Raw genomic sequence first — 19,447 nt, 5'->3', positions numbered from 1 at the left:
CGCGGCCGGCAAGACCGGGCCGGACGGCCGTGGCGCGGGCCCGCTGCTGTCCGGCGAGGCGCTCCAGCCCGGGCTCTACGAAATCCGGTTCGAGGCCGGCGCCTATCTGCAGACCACCGGCGTGCCGGCGGCCGATCTGTTCTTCGACCAGATCCCGATCCGCTTCCGCGTCGGCGATCCGACGCAGAATTATCACGTGCCGCTGATCCTGGCGCGCTACGGCTACACGACCTACCGGGGCAGCTGATGGACCGCATTCGCTTCGTCATCGATGGCGAGGTCCGGACGGTCGAAAGGTTCGACCCGACCCGGACCGTGCTGGAATATCTGCGCGAGACCGAGGGGCGCTGCGGCACGAAGGAGGGCTGCGCCGAGGGCGATTGCGGCGCCTGCACCGTGGTGCTCGGCGAGATCGACGACCGCGCTGGCGATGGCGAGCGTGTCCGCTATCGCGCGATCAACTCCTGCATCCGCTTTCTGCCGACGATCGACGGCAAGGAGCTGGTGACCGTCGAAAGCCTGCGCGCCGGCGACGCGCTGCATCCGGTGCAGCAGGCGATGGTCGACGCACACGCCTCGCAATGCGGCTTCTGCACGCCGGGCTTCGTGATGTCGCTGTTCGCGTTGTATCTGAACAACCCGGCGCCGCAGCGCGAAGCGGTGGTCGAGTCGCTGTCCGGCAATCTGTGCCGCTGCACCGGGTATCGCCCGATCATCGATGCCGGCGGCGGCATGGCGTCGCTGCCGTCGCCGGCGCGCTGGAGCCGTGAAGACGCGCATTCGGCTGCGCGCCTGCAGGCCCTGATCGGTCTGCGGCGCGAGCAGGGCCTGACTCTGCCTGGCTACTGCGCGCCGCGTTCGCTGGACGAGCTGCAGGCCGCGCTGGCGCTGCGTCCGCAGGCCTTGCTGCTGGCCGGTGGCACCGACGTCGGCCTGTGGGTGACCAAGCTGCTGCGCGATCTGCCGGAGATCATTTATCTCGGCGAAGTCGCCGAGCTGAAACGGATCGAGAACACCGCCGAAGGTCTGCGCATCGGCGCTGCGGTCGCCTTGACCGACGCCTGGCAGGCGCTGGTCGCGGCGCATCCGCCGATGGCGGAACTGGCGCAGCGCTTCGCATCGCCGCCGGTGCGCAATTCCGCGACCTTGTGCGGCAACCTGGCCAATGGCTCGCCGATCGGCGATGCGATGCCGGCGCTGATCGCGCTGGGTGCAAGCCTGGAGTTGCGCCGCGGATCGGTGACGCGCCGTCTCGCGCTGCAGGACTTCTACCTCGGGTATCAGAAGAAGGATCTGGCGACTGGCGAATTGGTTGCGGCGGTGATCGTGCCCGCGCCAGTCGCCGGACAACGCTTTGCCTGCTACAAGCTGTCGAAGCGCAATGAGCAGGATATTTCCGCCGTCTGCGTCGCCATCGCGGTCGACGTGAGCGACGACGGCCGCATCCGCGATGTGCGCATCGCATGCGGCGGCATGGCGGCGACGCCGAAGCGGGCACCGGGCGCCGAGGCGGCCTTGCGCGGCCAGGCCTGGAGCGAGGCCAGCTTCATGTCGGCCATCGCGGCACTGGATGCGGACTTTCAACCGCTGTCCGACATGCGCGCGAGCAGCGCGTACCGCGCGCGCGCCGCCGGCAACCTGCTGCGCCGGTTCTTTCTCGAACACGGCAGTTCCGCCCCAGCCGCACTGCGCACGCAGCAGGCGCCGGCCGGCGTGTCCGCGTGAGCGTCGCAATGCCGACCGCCGACATCGCCGGCAGTGCACTCCGGCACGAGAGCGCGCATCTGCATGTCAGCGGTCGCGCGCTCTACTGCGACGACATTCCGCTGCCGTCGAACACGCTGCACGCCGCCTTCGGGCTCAGCCGCGTCGCGCATGCGCACATACGTTCCATCGATTTGTCCGCGGTCACCGCCGCAGCCGGTGTGATCGCCACCGCCTTGCCGGCGGATGTTCCCGGCGAGAACAACTACGGCAGCAGCGTCCACGACGATCCGATCTTCACCGATACTCAGGTCGAGTTCGCCGGCCAGCCGATGTTCGCGGTTGCGGCCGCGAGCTATGCCCAGGCGCGCCGCGCCGCGGCGCTGGCGAAGATCGACTACGAGGAGCTGCCCGCGATCCTCGACATCCGCAGCGCCCTGGCTGCAAAAAGTTATGTGTTGAACAGTCGCCACCTGCTGCGCGGCGATCCGCAAGCGGTGATCGCCAGCGCCCCGCATCGGCTCAAAGGCACGCAGCAGATCGGCGGCCAGGACCATTTCTACCTCGAAGGCCAGATCGCGATCGCGCTGCCGCAGGAAGACGGCGCGATGCTGATCCACAGCTCGACCCAGCATCCGACCGAAGTACAGCACATCGTCGCCCATGCACTAAAGCGGCGCGCGCACGATGTCGTCGTGCAATGCCGGCGCATGGGCGGCGGCTTCGGCGGCAAGGAGAGCCAGCCGGCACTGCTCGCCGCCGCCGCCGCGGTCCTCGCCAACAAGACCGGCCGGCCGGTGAAGCTGCGCATGGATCGCGACGCGGACATGCTCGCCACCGGCAAGCGTCATGACTTCATCGTCGATTACGACGTCGGCTTCGACGACGAAGGCCGCGTGCTGGCCTTGAGCGTGATGCTCGCCGCCCGCTGCGGCTACTCGGCGGATCTGTCCGGCCCGGTCAACGACCGCGCCATCTGCCATGTCGACAACGCCTACTTTCTCGAGCACGTCGAGATCATCTCGCATCGCTGCAAAACCAACACCGTGTCGAACACCGCGTTCCGCGGTTTCGGCGGGCCGCAGGGCATGATGGTGATCGAGAGCGTGCTCGACGATATCGCGCGCACGCTGGGCCGCGATCCGCTGGATGTGCGCCGGCTCAATTTCTACGGCCATGACACGCGCAACCTCACGCCTTACGGACAGCTCGTCGAAGACAACGTGATTCCGCTGATCGCCGATCAGCTTGAAGCGAGCAGCGGCTATCGCGAGCGGCGTCAGGCGATCAGTGCCTGGAACGCGGCCAATCCCACGATCAAGCGCGGCATCGCGCTGACGCCGGTCAAGTTCGGCATCTCGTTCAACGCGACTTTCTACAACCAGGCCGGCGCGCTGCTGCATATCTACAACGACGGCACCGTGATGCTGAACCACGGCGGCACCGAGATGGGGCAGGGCCTGTACACCAAGGTGGCGCAGGTGGTCGCGACCGAACTCGGCCTGCCGCTGTCGGCAATCCGGGTCAGCGCGGCGGACACCAGCAAAGTGCCGAACACCTCCGCAACCGCCGCGTCCAGCGGCTCGGACCTGAACGGCAAGGCCGCGCAGGCGGCCGCGCAGACGATACGCGCGCGGCTGATAGCATGGGCGTCCGAAGCGCACCAGATTCCGGCCGATAAAATCCGCTTCGACAACGGCGTGGTCTGGCTAGGCGAGCATTCGATCAGCTTCGCCAAGTTCGTCGCGCAGGCTTACCAGGCGCGCGTATCGCTGTCGGCCACCGGCTATTACCGCACGCCGAAAATCCACTGGGACAGCAGCAAGCTCTGGGGGCGGCCGTTCTTCTATTTCGCCTACGGCGCGGCGGTTTCCGAGGTCGCGGTCGACACGCTCACCGGCGAGACTCAGCTGAGCCGCGTCGACATCCTTCACGACGTTGGCCGCTCGCTGAATCCGGCGCTGGACATCGGTCAGATCGAAGGCGGTTTCCTGCAGGGCGCCGGCTGGCTGACGTCCGAAGAGCTGTGGTGGAACGCCCGTGGCGAGCTGAAGACGCACGCGCCCTCGACCTACAAGATCCCGACCGCGCGCGACTGGCCGCAGCAGGCCCACGTCGCGCTGCTGCAGCACGAGCCCAATCGCGAAGACACGATCTATCGCTCCAAGGCGGTCGGCGAGCCGCCGCTGATGCTGGCGATGTCGGTGTTCCATGCGATCCGCGACGCGGTCGCCGCCTGCGGCGCGCCGAACAGCCTGCCGGAGCTGCACGCGCCGGCGACGCCGGAAGCGGTGTTGCGCGCGATCGATATTCTGCGCGGCGAGGCGCTGGCGTGAGCGCGCTGCTGCAGGCCTCAATCGCCAGCACGGCCGGCAGCACCTGGCTGCAGCCGATGCGGCATTGGCCGCGCACCGCGCTGGCGATGCTGCGCAGCGAGCCCGCCGTGGTGCGCGTGCTGGTGGCGAGCCTGCGCGGTTCCGCGCCGCGCGAGCCGGGCGCCTGCATGCTGGTGAGCCCCGACGGCATCCGCGGCAGCATCGGCGGCGGGCATCTGGAATGGCAGGCGATTGCGGCGGCGCGCGAGTTGTTGCCGGATGCGGCGCCGCCCGCGCGCTTGCAGCGCTTCGTGCTCGGGCGCGAACTGGGGCAGTGCTGCGGCGGTGTGGTGGAACTGTGGATCGAGCGTTTTGCGGCGGCGGACATTCCGCTGCTGGAGAAGCTCGCGAAAGCGCCCGCGTCCTTGGTGACGCAGTTGAAGGGAGGCGAGCTTTCAAGGGCTGTCGTAGGTTGGGGTGAGCGCAGCGAAACCCAACAATCGTCCGCGCCGATGTTGGGGTTCGCATCCGCTCACCCCAACCTACCGCTGAAATCGCAGCGCGAACTGCGCAGGCTGGTCCCCTCTCCCGCAGGCGGGAGAGGGTGGTCCGAAGGACCGGGTGAGGGGCTTTCGCCGGAAAGCACAACGGCTGTCTCCGGCGGGTTGCCCTCACCCGGCGCTACGCGCCACCCTCTCCCGCCTGCGGGAGAGGGGAGCAAAGTGCGGCTGGTTTGCGACGAAAGCTGCATCACGCTGACCGAACTCATCGCCGACCTCCACCCACCGGTCTGGCTCTACGGTGCCGGCCACGTCGGCCAGGCGATTGCGAAGCTGCTGATGGATCTGCCGCTGAGCCTGAGCTGGATCGACTCGCGCGCCGACGCGTTTCCGGCCGACTTGCCGGACGACATCGATCACCGCGTCGTCGCCGATCCGGCCGCGAGCGTCGCTTCCGCACCCGCCGGCACGCGCTTCCTGGTGCTCACCCACGATCATGCACAGGACTACGCGCTGTGCCGCGCGATCCTGGCGCGTAACGACTTCGCGTTCGCTGGGCTGATCGGCTCGGCCAGCAAGGCCGCGCGCTTCCGATCACGGCTGGCGCGCGAAGATGGCTTTGACGCGGCGCGCATCGCGCGGCTGGTGTGCCCGATCGGTGTCGCCGGCATCGCCAGCAAATGGCCGGCTGCGATCGCGGTCGGCGTCGTCGCCCAATTGCTGCAGTTGGTAGCTTGGGGTGAGCGCAGCGAACCCCAACATTCGTCCGCGCCGATGTTGGGGTTCGCATCCGCTCACCCCAACCTACGCGGGGGCGGGATCACGCCAGAGCCACCGGCCGCGGCCTGCTCACCCGAAGGATGCGCTTCATGCAAGCCGCAACTCTGAAGCCGCTGCGTCTGGCGCTGCGCGGTATCACCAAGCGCTATCCCGGCGTCGTCGCCAACGACAACGTCGATCTGAGCGTGCAGCCCGGCGAAATCCATGCGCTGATGGGCGAGAACGGTGCCGGCAAAAGCACGCTGATGAAGATCGTCTACGGCGTCACGCGGCCCGACGCCGGCACCATCGAATGGGAAGGCGAGCGCGTCACCATCGACAGCCCGGCGAAAGCGCGCAGCCTCGGCATCGGCATGGTGTTCCAGCATTTCTCTCTGTTCGAGACGCTGACCGTCGCCGAGAACATCGCGCTCGCGCTGGACCATCGTGATCCGCCCTCGACACTCGACGCGCGCATCATCGAAGTCTCCGAGCGCTACGGCCTGCCGGTGGATCCGCGCCGCCTGGTGCACAGCATGTCGGTCGGCGAGCGCCAGCGCGTCGAGATCGTGCGCTGCCTGCTACAGGCGCCGCGGCTGCTGATCATGGACGAGCCGACCTCGGTGCTGACGCCGCAGGCAGTGCAGAAACTGTTCGGCACCTTGCGCCGGCTGGCGCTAGAGGGCATCAGCATCCTGTACATCAGCCACAAGCTCGATGAAATCCGCGAGCTTTGTGATACCGCGACGGTGCTGCGCGGCGGCAGGCTCAGCGGCACCGCGACACCGCGCAATGAGGACAATGCCGGCCTCGCGCGGCTGATGATCGGCAGCGATCTGTCGGTGTGCCAGCTCGCGCCGAAGACGCCGGGCGAGATCATGCTCGAGCTGACCAATATGAGTCTGGGCTCCAAAGATCCGTTCGGTACGCATCTGCGCAATATCGATCTGCGCGTGCGCCGCGGCGAGATCGTCGGCATCGCCGGCGTATCCGGCAATGGTCAGAAGGAGCTGATGGCGGCGCTGTCCGGCGAAATGCTCAGCGCTTATGCCGGCGCAGTGCGGCTTGCGGGCCAGCCGGTCGGCCTGCTCGGGCCGGCGCAGCGCCGCCGGCTGGGCCTGAGTTTCGTGCCGGAAGAGCGTCTCGGCCGCGGCGCGGTGCCGGCGATGTGCCTCGCCGACAATGCGCTGCTGACCGCCGCACAGTCGCCGGGCATGCTGCGCATCGGCATGGTGCAGCGTGCAGCCGCGCGCCGCTTCGCTCAGCAGGTCATTGCCGATTTCAAGGTCAAGTGCGGCGGCGATCAGTCGGCTGCCAGCAGCTTGTCCGGCGGCAATCTGCAGAAGTTCATCGTCGGCCGCGAAACGATACTGAATCCGCAGTTGATGATCGCCGCGCAGCCGACCTGGGGTGTCGATGTCGGCGCCTCGCAGATGATCCGCCAGGCGCTGATCGATCTGCGTGACCGCGACGTCGCGGTGCTGGTCGTCTCCGAAGAGCTCGACGAGCTGTTCTCGATCTGTGATCGCATCGTCGTCATCGCGCAGGGGCGTTTGTCGCCGTCGCGCGTGCCGGCGGAAACCAGTGTCGAGGAAATCGGCAGCTGGATGTCGGGCGGCTTCATCAACGGCAACGAGTCCGCAGCCGAGGTGGCCGATGCTGCAGCTTGAAAAGCGCGCCGCGCCGTCGAACGGCATGCGCCTGGCCGCGCCGCTGTTCGCGACCCTGCTGATGCTGGTCACCGGGCTGTGCATCTTCCTGGTGCTCGGCAAGAACCCGGTTGATGCGTTCCGCGTGTTCTTCATCAAGCCGCTCGCGAGTCTGTACGGGCTTGGCGAGTTGCTGCTGAAGACCACGCCGCTGCTGCTGTGCGCGCTGGGCCTGGCGATCGGCTTTCGCTCCAACGTCTGGAACATCGGCGCCGAAGGCCAGCTGACCATCGGCGGCATCGCCGGTGCCGGTGTCGCGCTGGCCTTCGGCGATACCGAGTCGCACTGGTTGCTGCCGTTGATGCTGCTCGCCGGCGTACTCGGCGGCATGGCCTGGGCCGCGATCCCGGCTTTCCTGCGCACGCGCTTCAACACCAGCGAAATTCTGGTCAGCCTGATGCTGGTGTACGTCGCGCAGCTGCTGCTGTCCTACCTGGTGCATGGGCCCTGGCGCGATCCCGACGGCTACAACTTCCCGCAGTCGCGCATGTTCAACGACTGGGAGCTGCTGCCGCTGCTGTGGGAGGGCGTGCGCACCAATATCGGCTTTATTTTCGCGCTGCTGCTGGCGGCGCTGTCCTGGGTGTTCACCACCAAAACCTTTGCCGGTTATCGCATGCAGGTCGCCGGCCTGGCACCGGCGGCGGCCGCTTACGCCGGCTTCAGCGAGCGCCGCAACATCTGGCTGGCCTTGCTGATCAGTGGCGGTGCCGCGGGGCTTGCCGGCATCGGCGAAGTTGCCGGGCCGATCGGCCAGCTGCAGCCGCAGGTATCGCCCGGTTATGGCTTCGCGGCGATCATCGTCGCCTTCGTCGGACGGCTGCATCCGCTGGGTATCGTGCTCGCCTCGCTGCTGATGTCGCTGCTGTATCTCGGCGGTGAGCAGGCGCAGATCGAACTGGCGCTGCCGTCGGCGGTGACCGGCCTGTTCCAGGGCCTGCTGCTGTTTTATCTGCTGGCGGCGGATCTGCTGGTGAATTTCCGCGTGAAGGTGTCGGCATGAATCTGGATGCACTGACCCCGATCTTCGTCAGCACGGTCGTCGCGGCAACCCCGCTGATCTATGCCGCGCTGGGCGAGCTGGTGACCGAGAAGGCCGGCGTGTTGAACCTCGGCGTCGAAGGCATGATGCTGGTCGGTGCGGTCGTCGGCTTCATCGTCGGCCTGAGCAGCGGCAGCCTGGTGCTCGGCTACCTGGCGGCGGCCTGTGCCGGTGTCGCCTTGTCGCTGGTGTTCGGCTTTTTGACGATCACGCTGCAGGCCAACCAGGTCGCGACCGGGCTTGCCTTGACGCTGTTCGGTGCCGGCCTGTCGGCCTTCGTCGGTCGTAGCTACGCCGGCCAGCCGATCGATGGTGCAGGGCCGCTGCACATTCCCTTGCTCAGCGATATCCCGGTGATCGGGCCGCTGCTGTTCAGCTTCAACCTGCTGGTTTATGGCTCGATCGCGCTGTACTTCGCGGTGCAGTGGTTCCTCAATCGCAGCCACGCCGGCCTGAAGCTGCGCGCGATCGGCGAGGCGCCGTCGGTGTCGCATGCGATCGGCCATCCGGTGTTGAAGACGCGCTATTTCGCGGTGATGTTCGGCGGTGCCTGCAGCGGCATAGCGGGCGCGTATCTGTCGACCGCGCTGACGCCGATGTGGGTCGAGGGCATGAGCTCGGGGCGCGGCTGGATCGCGCTGGCGCTGGTCGTATTCGCTACCTGGAAGCCGTTGCGAGTGTTGCTCGGCGCGTATCTGTTTGGTGGGGTGACGGTGTTGCAGCTTTACGCGCAGGGGTTTGGTTTGCATGTGCCGTCGGAATTTTTGTCGATGCTGCCGTATTTGGCGACGATCGTGGTGCTGGTGATTATTTGCCGCGATCCGAAGACGATTTTGTTGAATCAGCCGGCGTCGTTGGGTAAGGCGTTTCATCCGGATGCTTAGTTTGAGAGTGCCCACGCACTTTGGGTTTTGGCCTGCCCGGCCGGGGGTAACTTTTCTTTGCTCGTGCAAAGAAAAGTCACCAAAAGAAAGCACGCCCTGGAAAGTCGCCGGCTGGCGCCGATGCCCGTGTAAAAAGACGTGCTCGGGGTCGGACGAATTCGGCATCCATGCCTCATTTCGTCCTCTTTTGGCCATCCATGGCCAAACGACCCACTGCGCGCGACTTTTTACACGGCGACTCTCAAGGGAACCCGGTACGTCAAAGTCAAAAGCGAGAAGCCCCTCTCCCGGCGCTGCGCGCCACCCTCTCCCGCTTGCGGGAGAGGGGAAATGTTGCTGCGCGATGCGAAGCGAGCCAGTTGCTTCTGATTTTGATTTGCCGGGTTCCCTTGAGAAGCGCCGATTGTGGGAGCGCGCGCAGGGGACAAGCGGCCATGGATGGCCGCTTGAGGACGAAATGAGACAGGATGTCGAATTCGTCCGACCCCGAGCACGTTCCCACAATCGGGCACCGGCGAAGCCGGCGCTTCTCCAGGGTGTGCTTTCTTTTGCTTACTTTTCTTTGCACAAGCAAAGAAAAGTAAGGCCCGCCGGCGAGGCTGAAAACTCGCACAGCACAACAGGCCCGAAGCGAGCAGCCTCGAAATCGGAGGCCTCGATTGCACAACGGACCGTGCACGTCGGCAAGGGATTACCGACCTACGAACATCAACCAATACACAAAAGCTGATGGAAGCCTACCTCCTAGACTGGCTGAGCCTGCTCGTCCGATGGACCCACGTCATCGTCGGCATCGCCTGGATCGGCGCGTCCTTCTACTTCGTCTGGCTCGACAACCACCTGCTCGCACCCACCGACGAAACCCTGAAAAACAAGGGCGTCGGCGGCGAACTCTGGGCGGTACACGGCGGCGGTTTCTACAACCCGCAGAAGTACAAGCTTGCACCGACGCAAATCCCCGAGCACCTGCACTGGTTCTACTGGGAGGCCTACAGCACCTGGCTGAGCGGCTTCCTGCTGCTCAGCCTGCTGTACTACGTCTCGCCCGAGATCTACCTGATCGATCCCGCGGTTGCGGATCTGGGCCGATGGACCGCGGTCGGCATCGGCATCGGCACGCTGGCCGGCGGCTGGCTGATTTACGACCTGCTATGCCGTTCGCCGATCGGCAAGAATCTGAACCTGCTCGCGGCGGTGCTCGCGGTGCTGCTGGCCGCGAGCGCATTCGGCCTGTGTTCGGTTTTCAGCGGCCGTGGTGCCTACCTGCATTTCGGCGCGATGCTCGGCACGATCATGGTCGGCAACGTGTTCTTCGTGATCATCCCGGGGCAGCGTGCGATGGTCGCGGCGAGCCAGGCCGGGCTCCCGCCCGATCCTGCGAACGCACTCAGGGCAAAGCAACGCTCGGTGCACAACACCTATTTCACCTTGCCGGTGCTGCTGACGATGATCAGCAATCACTACGCGATGACTTACGGCGCGCATCACAACGCGCTGGTGCTGATCGCGCTGACGTTTGCCGGCGCGGCGATCCGCGTCTGGTTTGTCGAGCGGCACAAGGCGCATGAGCGGGGCGGGCGCACCTCGCCGCTGGCGGCGATTGCTGGCGTCGCGGCGATCCTGGTGGTGATCGCCGGGCTGAGACCGGTGCCGCCAGCTTCCGCAGCTGCGGGCGCAACCAGCGTGTCGTTCGCACAGGTGCAGACCATCATCCAGACGCGTTGCGCCAGCTGCCACGCCGAGCATCCGACCCAGCCGGGATTCTTCGCGCCGCCGAAAGGCCACATGCTCGACACGCCGGCGCGAATCCTGGCGCAGAAGGCCGAGATCCGGCAGCAGGTCGGCAGCCGCGCGATGCCGATCGGCAACCTGACCCAGATGAGCGACGACGAACGCATCGCCGTGCTCGCCTGGATCGACGCCGGAGCGCCGCAATGAGCGCCGCCGCAATGCAAGGCCTCGCCGCGCATCGCGGCGCGTTGCTGCATTTCCTGTCCGATCCGGGCGAGTTTGATGATGCCGCTGCCTACGAGTATTTCGAAGACGGACTGTTGCTGATCGAGGACGGAAAGGTCAGCGCCGTCGGCTTGGCGCCGGACCTGCTCGCGCAACTGCCGGCTGGCACTCCGCTGACCGAGCACTCGGACCGCTTGCTGATGCCGGGCTTCATCGACACGCATATCCACGTGCCGCAGACCGACATGATCGCCTCCGGCGGCCGGCAGTTGCTGGACTGGCTCAACGACTACACTTTTCCGACCGAGGCGCGTTTCGCCGACTACGCGCATGGGCGTGAAGTCGCCGAGTTCTTTCTCGACGAGCTGCTGCGCAACGGCACGAGCACCGCGCAGGTGTTCGGCAGCGTGCACAAGGCTTCGGTCGACAGCTTCTTCGACGCGGCCGCCGAGCGCGGTCTGCGTATGATCGCCGGCAAGTCGCTGATGGATCGCAACTGCCCGGACTATGTGCGCGACACCGCCGAGAGCGGCGAGCGCGATACGCGCGAGCTGATCGAGCGCTGGCATGGCGTCGGCCGGCTGTCGTACGCGATCACGCCGCGCTTCGCGCCGACTTCGACCGAGCAGCAACTCGAGAGCGCGGGCCGGCTTGCCCGCGAGTATCCGACGGTCTACATCCACAGCCATCTGGCCGAGAATCACGCCGAGATCGCCTGGGTGAAGCAGCTGTTTCCTTGGAGCCGCAGCTATCTCGACGTTTACGAGCATTACGGCCTGCTGCGCGAGCGTGCGACCTATGCGCATTGCATTTATCTGGACACCGACGATCGCCATCGCATGGCCGCCAGCGGCGCCTGCGCGGCGTGTTCGCCGACCTCGAACCTGTACCTGGGCAGCGGCCTGTTCGACTTCGCCGCCTGCGACCGCGCCGGCATGGGCTATGCGCTGGCCACCGACGTCGGCGGCGGCACCAGCTTCAGCATGCTGCGCACGATGAGCGAAGCCTACAAGGTCGCGCAGATGCAGAACCAGCGACTGCCGCCGCTGCGCGCGTTTTACCTGGCGACGCTGGGCGGCGCACGCGTGCTGCACCTGCAGGACCGCATCGGCAGTTTCCGCGTCGGCAATGAGGCCGATTTCATCGTGCTGGACCTGGCCGCGACGCCGCTGATGAAACGACGCATCGCGAATACGCAGACGCTCAACGAGAAGTTGTTGGTGCTGATGACGCTGGGCGACGATCGTCTGGTAGCGCAGACCTATATTCGTGGCCTGGCGGTGTTGCCGTGAGCGCCGCAAACCCCAACGCTTGTTCCGCGCCGATGTTGGGGTTCGCTGCGCTCACCCCAACCTACATGTTAACTCTCCGTAAAATCCACCACACATGAGCAGCCCAGCTTCCCAAGCGCCTCCGATGCGCCCGGTCCAGACCAAGGGCAAGACTGCCGTGGACGAAGCAGCGCCGGATTCGCCGGTCGCGGCTGGCAGCGGCAGTGTGCAGCAGGCCTACGAGCGCATCTGCTCGACGATCATGGATCACACGCTGCCGCCGGGAACGCGGCTGATCGAGCACCGGTTGTGCGAGATCTTCGGCCTCGGCCGCACCCGCGTGCGGCAGGTGCTGCAGCGGCTCGCCAACGAGCGCCTGGTGACCCTGCTGCCCAATCGCGGTGCCGAAGTCAGCAAGCCGACGCCGCAGGACGCGCTGGATATTTTCGAAGCGCGGCGGCTGCTGGAGCCGGGCATCGTCGAGAAGTTTCTGCAGGTCGCCAAGCGCGCCGACATGCAGCGCATCCGCGATCATCTGGCGCAGGAGAAGGCGGCGTGGCGGGTCAACGACCGGCGCGCGATGATCCGCCTGTCCGGCGAGTTCCACCTGATCATCGCCGAGGTTGCCGGCAACGCCACGTTGCTGGAGTTGATGCGCGAGCTGGTGTCGCGTTCCTCGCTGATCGTCGGCCTGTATCAGGCGCCGGGCACGCAGTCCTGCCCGCCGGACGAACATCAGGAACTGGTCGCGGCGCTGGAGAAACGCCTGCCCGAAGCCGCCGGGCTGATGCTGCATCATCTGCAGCATGTGCTCGACGGCCTGCAGCTGGCCGAGCAGCGCCCGCGCGGCGTCGATCTGCGCGCGGTGCTGGGCGCGCACTGATGGCGGGCACGGCCTACCCGCGCGACCTCGCCGGCTACGGCCGCAAGCCGCCGCATCCGCGCTGGCCGAACGGCGCGCGCATCGCGCTGCAGTTCGTGCTCAACGTCGAGGAGGGCGCCGAGAACAATGTGCTGCACGGCGATGCGGCGTCCGAGACCTTCCTGTCGGAAATCATCGGCGCGCAGGCGTATCCCGCGCGTCACATGAGCATGGAGTCCATATACGAGTACGGCTCGCGCGCCGGCTTCTGGCGGCTGCTGCGGCTGTTCGAATCGCGCGGCCTGCCGCTGACGATTTTCGCGGTCGCCGAAGCGCTGCAGCGCAATCCCGAGGTCGCCGCCGCCTGCCGCGAACTCGGCCACGAGCTCGCCTGCCACGGCCTGCGCTGGATCAGCTACCAGAACATCGACGAGGCCACCGAGCGCGCGCATATCCGCGACGCGGTGGCGATCCACACCGCGATCACCGGCAGCGTTCCGCTGGGCTGGTACACCGGCCGCGACAGCCCGAACACGCGCCGCCTGGTGGTCGAGCACGGCGGCTTCGCGTACGACGCCGATTCCTACGCCGACGATCTGCCGTACTGGACTCGCGTCGACACCGCCGCCGGTACCGTGCCGCACCTGGTCGTGCCGTACACGCTGGACACCAACGACATGCGCTTCGCCGCCGCGCAGGGTTTCAACAGCGGCACGCAGTTCTACGATTACCTGCGCGATGCGTTCGACGTGCTGTACGCCGAAGGCGATCCGGCCGGCCTGGACGCGCCGAAAATGCTGTCGATCGGCCTGCATTCGCGCATCGTCGGCCGCCCGGCGCGGCTGGCCTCGCTGACGCGCTTTCTCGATTACGTCGCGGCCAGGCCGGATATCTGGATCTGCCGGCGCATCGACATCGCGCAGCACTGGATCGCGCGGTTTCCGGCATGAGGCTCGGTCGTATCGTAGAAGTCGTAGGTTGGGGTGAGCATCGCGAACCCCAACATCGCGCCAACCCATGTTGGGGTTCGCATCCGCTCACCCCAACCTACCGGCCGGACCGCGAGGTTCCCGGCCGCATGAACCTGATCGGCACCGTCGACATCGTAGCTTGGGGTGAGCGCAAGCGAACCCCAACATTCCGCAGAGCAAACCGATGAGCATCGAGCTCGCCGCACTGAACGCCGCCAACGAGGCTGATTTCGTCGCCGAGCTGAGCGCGATCTTCGAGCACTCGCCCTGGGTTGCCGAGCAGGTCTGCGCACTGCGGCCGTTCGCAACGCGGCTGGATCTGCATGAGGCGATGTGCGCCGCCGTGCGCCGCGCCCCGGCCGCACAGCAGCTGGCGCTGGTGCGCGCGCATCCCGAACTCGCCGGCCGCGCCGCAATCCGCGGTGATCTGACCGCGGAGTCGACCAGCGAGCAGGCCGGCGCCGGACTCGCCGCCTGTACACCCGACGAATACGCGCGCCTGCAGACGATGAACGACGCCTACAACGCGCGCTTCGGTTTCCCGTTCGTGTTGTCGGTCAAGGGCCATGATCGCGCGGCTATCCTGCAGCATTTCGAACGCCGGCTAAGCAATGAAGCCGAAATCGAACTCGACACCGCGCTGCGCGAGATCGACCGCATCGCCGCGTTCCGGCTGGCCGAGCGCGTCGCCGAGCCCGCCGGCCCGCTGATTCTGGCAATGGCCGATCGTCTCGCCCGCCACAGTGAACAGCCCGGCGCACTGACCTGCACCTTCATGAGCGCCGAACACCAGGCCGTCGCCGCGCAGCTGCGCGACTGGATGCTGCAGGCCGGAATGGACGCGGGCATCGACCCAATCGGCAATGTCGTCGGCCGCTTGTGCAGCGACGCCGCCGGTGCGAAGACCCTGCTGACCGGCTCGCACTACGACACCGTCGTCGACGGCGGCCGCTACGACGGGCGTCTCGGCATCCTGCTGCCGGTCGTCGTGGCCGCATCACTGCGCCAGGCCGGCATCACGCTGCCTTATCACTTCGAAGTGCTCGGCTTCGGCGATGAAGAAGGCGTGCGTCTCAAGAGCACTTTCCTCGGCAGCAGCGCGATCGCCGGCGCTTTCGATATGGAGCTGCTGCAGCGCACTGACAAGGCGGGCATCACGCTGGGTGATGCCTTGATTGCGGCTGGCCACGATCCCGCGCAGATCCCGCGGCTTGCTAGAAAACCCGAAGACCTGCTCGGCTATGTCGAAGTGCATATCGAACAAGGCCCGGTGCTGCTGGAAGAAAATCTGGCACTCGGTGTCGTCACCGCGATCGCCGGCAGCGAGCGCTATCTGCTGACGATCACCGGGCTGGCCGGTCATTCCGGTACGGTGCCGATGGCCTTGCGCCGCGACGCCGCGGCGGCTGCCGCCGAGATCGTGCTGTATGTCGAGCAGCGCTGTTCGCAGGCGCCGGGACTGGTCGGCACGGTCGGCCGGCTGGAGGTGCCGAACGGCGCGGTCAATGTGATTCCGGGTCGCTGCGAACTGTCGCTCGATGTGCGGGCTCCCGACGACCTTGTGCGCGACGCCGCGGTCGCCGATGTGATGGCGGAGATCGAGCGCATCGGCCAGCGTCGCCGCGTCGATATCGCGATCAATCGCGTGCTGCGCGCGGCGGCGACAGCTTGCGCCGTCAGCCTGCAAGCGCAGTTCGACGCCAGCATCCGCCGCGTCACCGGCGCCGCCAGCAGCCGGCATCTGCCTAGCGGCGCCGGCCATGACGCGATGATGCTGGCGCAGATCGCCGAGGTCGGCATGCTGTTCGTGCGCTGCGGCAACGGCGGCATCAGCCATCATCCGGCCGAGATCCTGAGCTTTGAGGACGCCGATGTCGCCGCCCGCGTATTCGCCGATTTTCTGCAGCATTTCACCGCCTGATCACCGTCTGAAAAAAAACCGCCATGTCCACCGATCTGCACTCTGCCATCCGCGCTCATGTCGATGCCGATTTCGACGCCGAATGCGCGTTCCTTGCCGAGCTGGTCCGCATCCCGACCGACAACCCGCCCGGCGACTGCGCGGCGCATGCACAAAAAGCGCAGCAGCTGTTGACCGCGCTTGGCCACACGGTCGAAGCGCATGCGGTGCCGATCGAGGCCGTGCGTGCTGCCGGCATGATCTCGGCCACCAACCTGATCGTGCGGCACCGCTTCGGCGACGGCAGTGGGCCGACGATCGCGTTGAACGCACACGGCGACGTCGTGCCGCCGGGCCTGGGCTGGACGCACGATCCCTACGGCGCGGCGATCGTCGACGGCGCGATGTACGGCCGCGGCGTCGCGGTCAGCAAATCGGATTTCGCGACGTATACGTTCGCGTTGCGTGCGCTGCAAAAGCTCGCGGCCGAAGGCGTCGCGCTCAATGGCGGGATCGAGCTGCATTTCACCTACGACGAGGAAGTCGGCGGCGACATCGGCCCGCGCTGGCTGCTGGAGCAGGGCCTGAGCAAGCCCGACTACGCGATCAGCGCCGGCTTCTCGTATGCGGTGACCACCGCGCACAACGGCTGCCTGCACCTGGAGGTCACCGTGCGCGGCCGCCAGGGGCATGCGGCGATGCCCGAGTCCGGCATCGATGCACTGGCCGCGGCGACGAGCGTGCTGCAGGCGCTGTACGCGTCGCGGGACGCCTTGAAGAGCCGCCGCTCGTCGGTGACCGGCATCAACCATCCGACTTTGAACGTCGGCCTGATCGAAGGCGGCATCAACACCAATGTCGTGCCCGACCGGGTCAGTTTCCGGCTAGACCGTCGAATGATTCCGGAAGAGTCGCTGCAGCAGGTCGAGGCGGAGCTGCGCGGCCTGATCGAAACCAGCGCCGCGGCTTGCCCCGGCATCGGACTCGAAATCCGTCGCCTGCTGTTCGCGATGCCGCTGGTGTCACTACCCGGTTCGGACAAGTTGACCCGCGCGCTGCAACGCCATGGCGAGCACTACTTCGCGACACCGATCGCCGAACACGGCGTGCCGTTGTACACCGACGCGCGCCACTACGCGGCCGCCGGCATCCCGACCGTGCTCTACGGCGCCGGCCCGCGCACGCTGGCCGAAGCGCATGGACACGCGGCGGACGAATGCCTGCAGCTCAGTGATCTGCGCGGCGCGACCGCAACCGTCGCGGCGGCGCTTGCAGAACTGCTCGGCGCTTAAAGCGCGCCTCCGTTCCTCAGAAAGATCGCGTGATGACCTCGATTACGCTGCGCATTCCCAAGGACGTCGTCGAGTCGCTGAAAGCAATCGCGCCGCATAAGGGCTTCTCGGGTTATCAGGCCTTGCTGAAGGCCTACATCAGCGAAGGCCTGCGTCGCGACGAAGCCGTGCATGCTTTCGGTCCAGCAGCCCGGTTGGCCGAAGCCCTGAAAAAAAGAGGCGTGTCGGCCAAGCTGATCGACGAGGCGGCGAAAGAAGCCCGGATGTGAAGTGACCCGATTGCATGGTCGAAACCCGGCTTCGATCGTTCCTTCGAATGTTTCGGTGGGCGGCCGGTCGCAGCCCGGAGCGGGTGCTCGCGGTCCCGGTATTGTTGAGGCCGCCAGACGACTCCGGCCATGCGGCCACAGCCTGTCCTGTTAGTCTTACTGCAGCTTACGACCTCAGCGGAGGGCTTCGAAGATGGAGATGGCGACCCTTACACCAGCAGAGGCCAGTTGGTGATCCCCAAGGCGATCCGTGCCGCATTGCATGTGCGCCCGGGCACTCGATTTTCCGTGACGCTCGACAACGGACGCATCGTGCTGGAACCCAGCACGACCAAGTCGAAGCGGCTGTCCGACTGGCTGCCGGCCATCCAGGTCAGGCGCAAGATCGACGACGCAGAGTTGATGGCGCCGGTAGACCGGTGCAGCGACGCATAGCGGGGCCTGCTCCTGACATTGCCCCTTGATCGCTTTCGATAGCAATGCCCTGGTCACGCTGAGCGGCGACGCGCTGCAGGCTGCGCTACTGACACTGTCCTTCGGCCTGGGCACCTCGCCGCTGCTGCTGGCCATGACCAGCATCGGCGGGCGCGTCGCTGACAAGATCCCGGACCACTATGGGCGCCGCAGCGCTGCAGTGATGCTGGCACTCGGCGGCATCTGGATCGCGGCGACCACGCCGCTGGTCGCAGGCTCAATTGCGGGCTTCTGCTTCGCCCGGTTGTAGGGCGGAAATAACTCGTTCGGCAACCCAGCGGCAGTAACAGCAAAAGCTCTGGCAGATGAGCTACGCTGCGGCAAGGGCCATGGGACTTGAAGACCGGATCGTCAGCTAGTCCCTACATCTATATATCTACCACCGGGAAATCAGCACATGCAGATGGAAATGTTCAGCTGTGGTAGTTATATCGTTCCGGGAAATTGGCGTTGGACCGCGAAAAGCTAAGGCGGTTTGGCCGGCTCGTTGCACGAAGCTGAGCAAAGTCGGCCAAGCAGAACAGCAGCAGCGATTGAACGCAACGGCATAAAGCAGAGGTGAGGCAAAGCATGATCCAGCCAAGCAACAGCGTGAGAAACAGCAGCAAAGAAGCGGCGCTTGCTTTCCATGCTCGGCTCTTCATCAACCAGAGCGCGGTCCAACTAGGCGCTCCAGCCGACGCTTTTGCCTTCCGACTTTTGCTCGGCTCATCAAGTTCAGCTCGCGGCAAAAACGCGGCTGAGCTGGGGCGTTGGAGCTGAAGAAACGGCATGAAGAAATTTTTGATACTGGCAATCGTGATTGCGCTTGGCTGGTACGGAAACGCCCGCTACAAGCAGAGCCGGCATGAGGCCACTTATGCGGAGTCAAAAGGCGAAGAAACACAAACGCTGGAAAGCAACACAGGTCAGTTCCAATGCGACGGCAGAACTTACTGCTCGCAAATGACTTCATGTGCAGAGGCCAAATATTTCATTCAGCATTGCCCTGATACAAAAATGGACGGCAACAACGACGGAGTTCCATGCGAGAAGCAGTGGTGCAGGTAGGTTCAGCTCCAACTAGTGGCTCAACGCGACGTACCGGCCTCCGGCCGGTCCGCGCGTTAGCCTGGCGTTGGGCCGCGAAAACGTCACAGCATTTTAGTGGAGCAGTTCTGGGCTAACCGCCGTCAGCATCGTGCCTTCTCCGAGCTTGTTGTGGCTTCTAGCGGCATCTGATTTGCAGGCGTGTTGGCGTTGTTCGGCGTGCGGTATCGCGGTAGGGTTTGAGAGCACATTCGGGGAGCGCGTCGTGATCTTCAATTTCAATTCCAGCTTGCTCAGCGCAGTCGGCACCGCGGCATCAAGTTCACTGCGGCCCAACAGGGTGCTCAACGCGACGGCCCGTAAACGGGCCGCGCGTTAGCTCCGGCGTTGGACCGCGAAAAGCCGAAGGCGGTTTGGCCGGCTCGTTGCGCGAAGCTGAGCGAAGTCGTCCAAGCAGAACGGCAGCAGCGATTGGAAGCAACAGCACAAAATCAGAGGTGAGGCAAAGCA

19 protein-coding genes are annotated in these 19,447 nt (G+C 65.8%); 18 read left to right on the top strand and 1 reads right to left on the bottom strand.

Annotation, left to right across the window (positions count from 1 at the left end):
- The 18 genes from JWQ90_RS21475 to JWQ90_RS21390 form a co-directional block, all read left to right on the top strand.
- Nucleotides 1–247, top strand: a 247-nt coding sequence (locus tag JWQ90_RS21475) for a hydroxyisourate hydrolase (RefSeq protein ID WP_299697041.1), incomplete at its 5' end; no start/stop codon positions are given.
- Complete coding sequence (xdhA, locus tag JWQ90_RS21470; RefSeq protein ID WP_299697040.1) at nucleotides 247–1,725, top strand: xanthine dehydrogenase small subunit; 1,479 nt, start codon at nucleotides 247–249, stop codon at nucleotides 1,723–1,725. The genes JWQ90_RS21475 and xdhA, both read left to right, overlap by 1 nt.
- 8 nt (nucleotides 1,726–1,733) lie before the next feature.
- Entirely contained in the window at nucleotides 1,734–4,040 is a 2,307-nt protein-coding gene (gene xdhB / locus JWQ90_RS21465) for a xanthine dehydrogenase molybdopterin binding subunit (RefSeq protein ID WP_366919566.1), read from the top strand.
- Entirely contained in the window at nucleotides 4,037–5,407 is a 1,371-nt protein-coding gene (gene xdhC, locus JWQ90_RS21460) for a xanthine dehydrogenase accessory protein XdhC (RefSeq protein ID WP_299697038.1), read from the top strand. The genes xdhB and xdhC overlap by 4 nt, the downstream gene beginning before the upstream one ends.
- Nucleotides 5,380–6,948 carry an ABC transporter ATP-binding protein gene (locus JWQ90_RS21455; protein ID WP_366919565.1) on the top strand — a complete coding sequence of 523 codons (1,569 nt, stop codon included), beginning with the start codon at nucleotides 5,380–5,382 and terminating at the stop codon, nucleotides 6,946–6,948. The genes xdhC and JWQ90_RS21455 overlap by 28 nt, the downstream gene beginning before the upstream one ends.
- Nucleotides 6,935–7,990 carry an ABC transporter permease gene (locus tag JWQ90_RS21450; RefSeq protein ID WP_299697036.1) on the top strand — a complete coding sequence of 352 codons (1,056 nt, stop codon included), beginning with the start codon at nucleotides 6,935–6,937 and terminating at the stop codon, nucleotides 7,988–7,990. The genes JWQ90_RS21455 and JWQ90_RS21450 overlap by 14 nt, the downstream gene beginning before the upstream one ends.
- Nucleotides 7,987–8,913 carry an ABC transporter permease gene (locus JWQ90_RS21445; RefSeq protein ID WP_299697035.1) on the top strand — a complete coding sequence of 309 codons (927 nt, stop codon included), beginning with the start codon at nucleotides 7,987–7,989 and terminating at the stop codon, nucleotides 8,911–8,913. The genes JWQ90_RS21450 and JWQ90_RS21445 overlap by 4 nt, the downstream gene beginning before the upstream one ends.
- 729 nt (nucleotides 8,914–9,642) lie before the next feature.
- Nucleotides 9,643–10,851, top strand: a complete 1,209-nt coding sequence (locus tag JWQ90_RS21440; protein WP_299697034.1) for a urate hydroxylase PuuD — start codon at nucleotides 9,643–9,645, stop codon at nucleotides 10,849–10,851.
- A complete protein-coding gene (gene guaD / locus JWQ90_RS21435) occupies nucleotides 10,848–12,161 on the top strand; it encodes a guanine deaminase (RefSeq protein WP_299697033.1) in 1,314 nt (437 codons plus the stop codon). Before JWQ90_RS21440 ends, guaD begins: the two co-directional genes overlap by 4 nt.
- A 124-nt stretch (nucleotides 12,162–12,285) precedes the next feature.
- Complete coding sequence (locus JWQ90_RS21430) at nucleotides 12,286–13,023, top strand: GntR family transcriptional regulator (RefSeq protein WP_299697032.1); 738 nt, start codon at nucleotides 12,286–12,288, stop codon at nucleotides 13,021–13,023.
- The gene (puuE, locus tag JWQ90_RS21425) at nucleotides 13,023–13,952 is read left to right on the top strand and encodes an allantoinase PuuE (RefSeq protein ID WP_299697031.1); all 930 of its coding nucleotides are present in this window, start codon (nucleotides 13,023–13,025) and stop codon (nucleotides 13,950–13,952) included. Before JWQ90_RS21430 ends, puuE begins: the two co-directional genes overlap by 1 nt.
- A gap of 205 nt (nucleotides 13,953–14,157) precedes the next feature.
- Entirely contained in the window at nucleotides 14,158–15,894 is a 1,737-nt protein-coding gene (locus JWQ90_RS21420; RefSeq protein WP_299697030.1) for an allantoate amidohydrolase, read from the top strand.
- Nucleotides 15,895–15,917: 23 nt separating this feature from the next.
- Nucleotides 15,918–17,165 carry a M20/M25/M40 family metallo-hydrolase gene (locus JWQ90_RS21415; RefSeq protein WP_299697029.1) on the top strand — a complete coding sequence of 416 codons (1,248 nt, stop codon included), beginning with the start codon at nucleotides 15,918–15,920 and terminating at the stop codon, nucleotides 17,163–17,165.
- 32 nt (nucleotides 17,166–17,197) lie between these two features.
- Nucleotides 17,198–17,434 carry a hypothetical protein gene (locus tag JWQ90_RS21410; RefSeq protein WP_299697028.1) on the top strand — a complete coding sequence of 79 codons (237 nt, stop codon included), beginning with the start codon at nucleotides 17,198–17,200 and terminating at the stop codon, nucleotides 17,432–17,434.
- Between the two features lie 129 nt (nucleotides 17,435–17,563).
- Nucleotides 17,564–17,869, top strand: coding sequence for an AbrB/MazE/SpoVT family DNA-binding domain-containing protein (locus JWQ90_RS21405; RefSeq protein ID WP_299697027.1), 306 nt, complete (start codon nucleotides 17,564–17,566; stop codon nucleotides 17,867–17,869).
- Nucleotides 17,870–17,894: 25 nt separating this feature from the next.
- Entirely contained in the window at nucleotides 17,895–18,158 is a 264-nt protein-coding gene (locus JWQ90_RS21400; RefSeq protein ID WP_299697026.1) for a sulfite exporter TauE/SafE family protein, read from the top strand.
- A 320-nt stretch (nucleotides 18,159–18,478) separates the two neighbouring features.
- Complete coding sequence (locus tag JWQ90_RS21395) at nucleotides 18,479–18,670, top strand: hypothetical protein (protein WP_299697025.1); 192 nt, start codon at nucleotides 18,479–18,481, stop codon at nucleotides 18,668–18,670.
- A gap of 9 nt (nucleotides 18,671–18,679) precedes the next feature.
- On the top strand, nucleotides 18,680–18,958 hold the full coding sequence (locus JWQ90_RS21390) for an excalibur calcium-binding domain-containing protein (protein ID WP_299697024.1): 279 nt from the start codon (nucleotides 18,680–18,682) through the stop codon (nucleotides 18,956–18,958).
- 93 nt (nucleotides 18,959–19,051) lie between these two features.
- On the opposite strand, the gene JWQ90_RS21385 is transcribed toward JWQ90_RS21390, so the two are convergent.
- Complete coding sequence (locus JWQ90_RS21385) at nucleotides 19,052–19,285, bottom strand: hypothetical protein (RefSeq protein ID WP_299697023.1); 234 nt, start codon at nucleotides 19,283–19,285, stop codon at nucleotides 19,052–19,054.
- Nucleotides 19,286–19,447: the final 162 nt, after the last annotated feature.

The sequence above is a fragment of the Hydrocarboniphaga sp. genome, from assembly GCF_028291725.1.
GTDB lineage: Bacteria > Pseudomonadota > Gammaproteobacteria > Nevskiales > Nevskiaceae > Hydrocarboniphaga.
This window is presented reverse-complemented; position numbering and strand designations above follow the sequence as displayed.

Coding starts and splice junctions, on each gene's coding strand:
- xdhA (WP_299697040.1), top strand. CDS start 247: ATGGACCGCATTCGCTTCGTCATCGATGGCGAGGTCCGGACGGTCGAA.
- xdhB (WP_366919566.1), top strand. CDS start 1,734: ATGCCGACCGCCGACATCGCCGGCAGTGCACTCCGGCACGAGAGCGCG.
- JWQ90_RS21455 (WP_366919565.1), top strand. CDS start 5,380: ATGCGCTTCATGCAAGCCGCAACTCTGAAGCCGCTGCGTCTGGCGCTG.
- JWQ90_RS21450 (WP_299697036.1), top strand. CDS start 6,935: ATGCTGCAGCTTGAAAAGCGCGCCGCGCCGTCGAACGGCATGCGCCTG.
- JWQ90_RS21445 (WP_299697035.1), top strand. CDS start 7,987: ATGAATCTGGATGCACTGACCCCGATCTTCGTCAGCACGGTCGTCGCG.
- JWQ90_RS21440 (WP_299697034.1), top strand. CDS start 9,643: ATGGAAGCCTACCTCCTAGACTGGCTGAGCCTGCTCGTCCGATGGACC.
- guaD (WP_299697033.1), top strand. CDS start 10,848: ATGAGCGCCGCCGCAATGCAAGGCCTCGCCGCGCATCGCGGCGCGTTG.
- JWQ90_RS21430 (WP_299697032.1), top strand. CDS start 12,286: ATGCGCCCGGTCCAGACCAAGGGCAAGACTGCCGTGGACGAAGCAGCG.
- puuE (WP_299697031.1), top strand. CDS start 13,023: ATGGCGGGCACGGCCTACCCGCGCGACCTCGCCGGCTACGGCCGCAAG.
- JWQ90_RS21420 (WP_299697030.1), top strand. CDS start 14,158: ATGAGCATCGAGCTCGCCGCACTGAACGCCGCCAACGAGGCTGATTTC.
- JWQ90_RS21415 (WP_299697029.1), top strand. CDS start 15,918: ATGTCCACCGATCTGCACTCTGCCATCCGCGCTCATGTCGATGCCGAT.
- JWQ90_RS21410 (WP_299697028.1), top strand. CDS start 17,198: ATGACCTCGATTACGCTGCGCATTCCCAAGGACGTCGTCGAGTCGCTG.
- JWQ90_RS21405 (WP_299697027.1), top strand. CDS start 17,564: ATGCGGCCACAGCCTGTCCTGTTAGTCTTACTGCAGCTTACGACCTCA.
- JWQ90_RS21395 (WP_299697025.1), top strand. CDS start 18,479: ATGATCCAGCCAAGCAACAGCGTGAGAAACAGCAGCAAAGAAGCGGCG.
- JWQ90_RS21390 (WP_299697024.1), top strand. CDS start 18,680: ATGAAGAAATTTTTGATACTGGCAATCGTGATTGCGCTTGGCTGGTAC.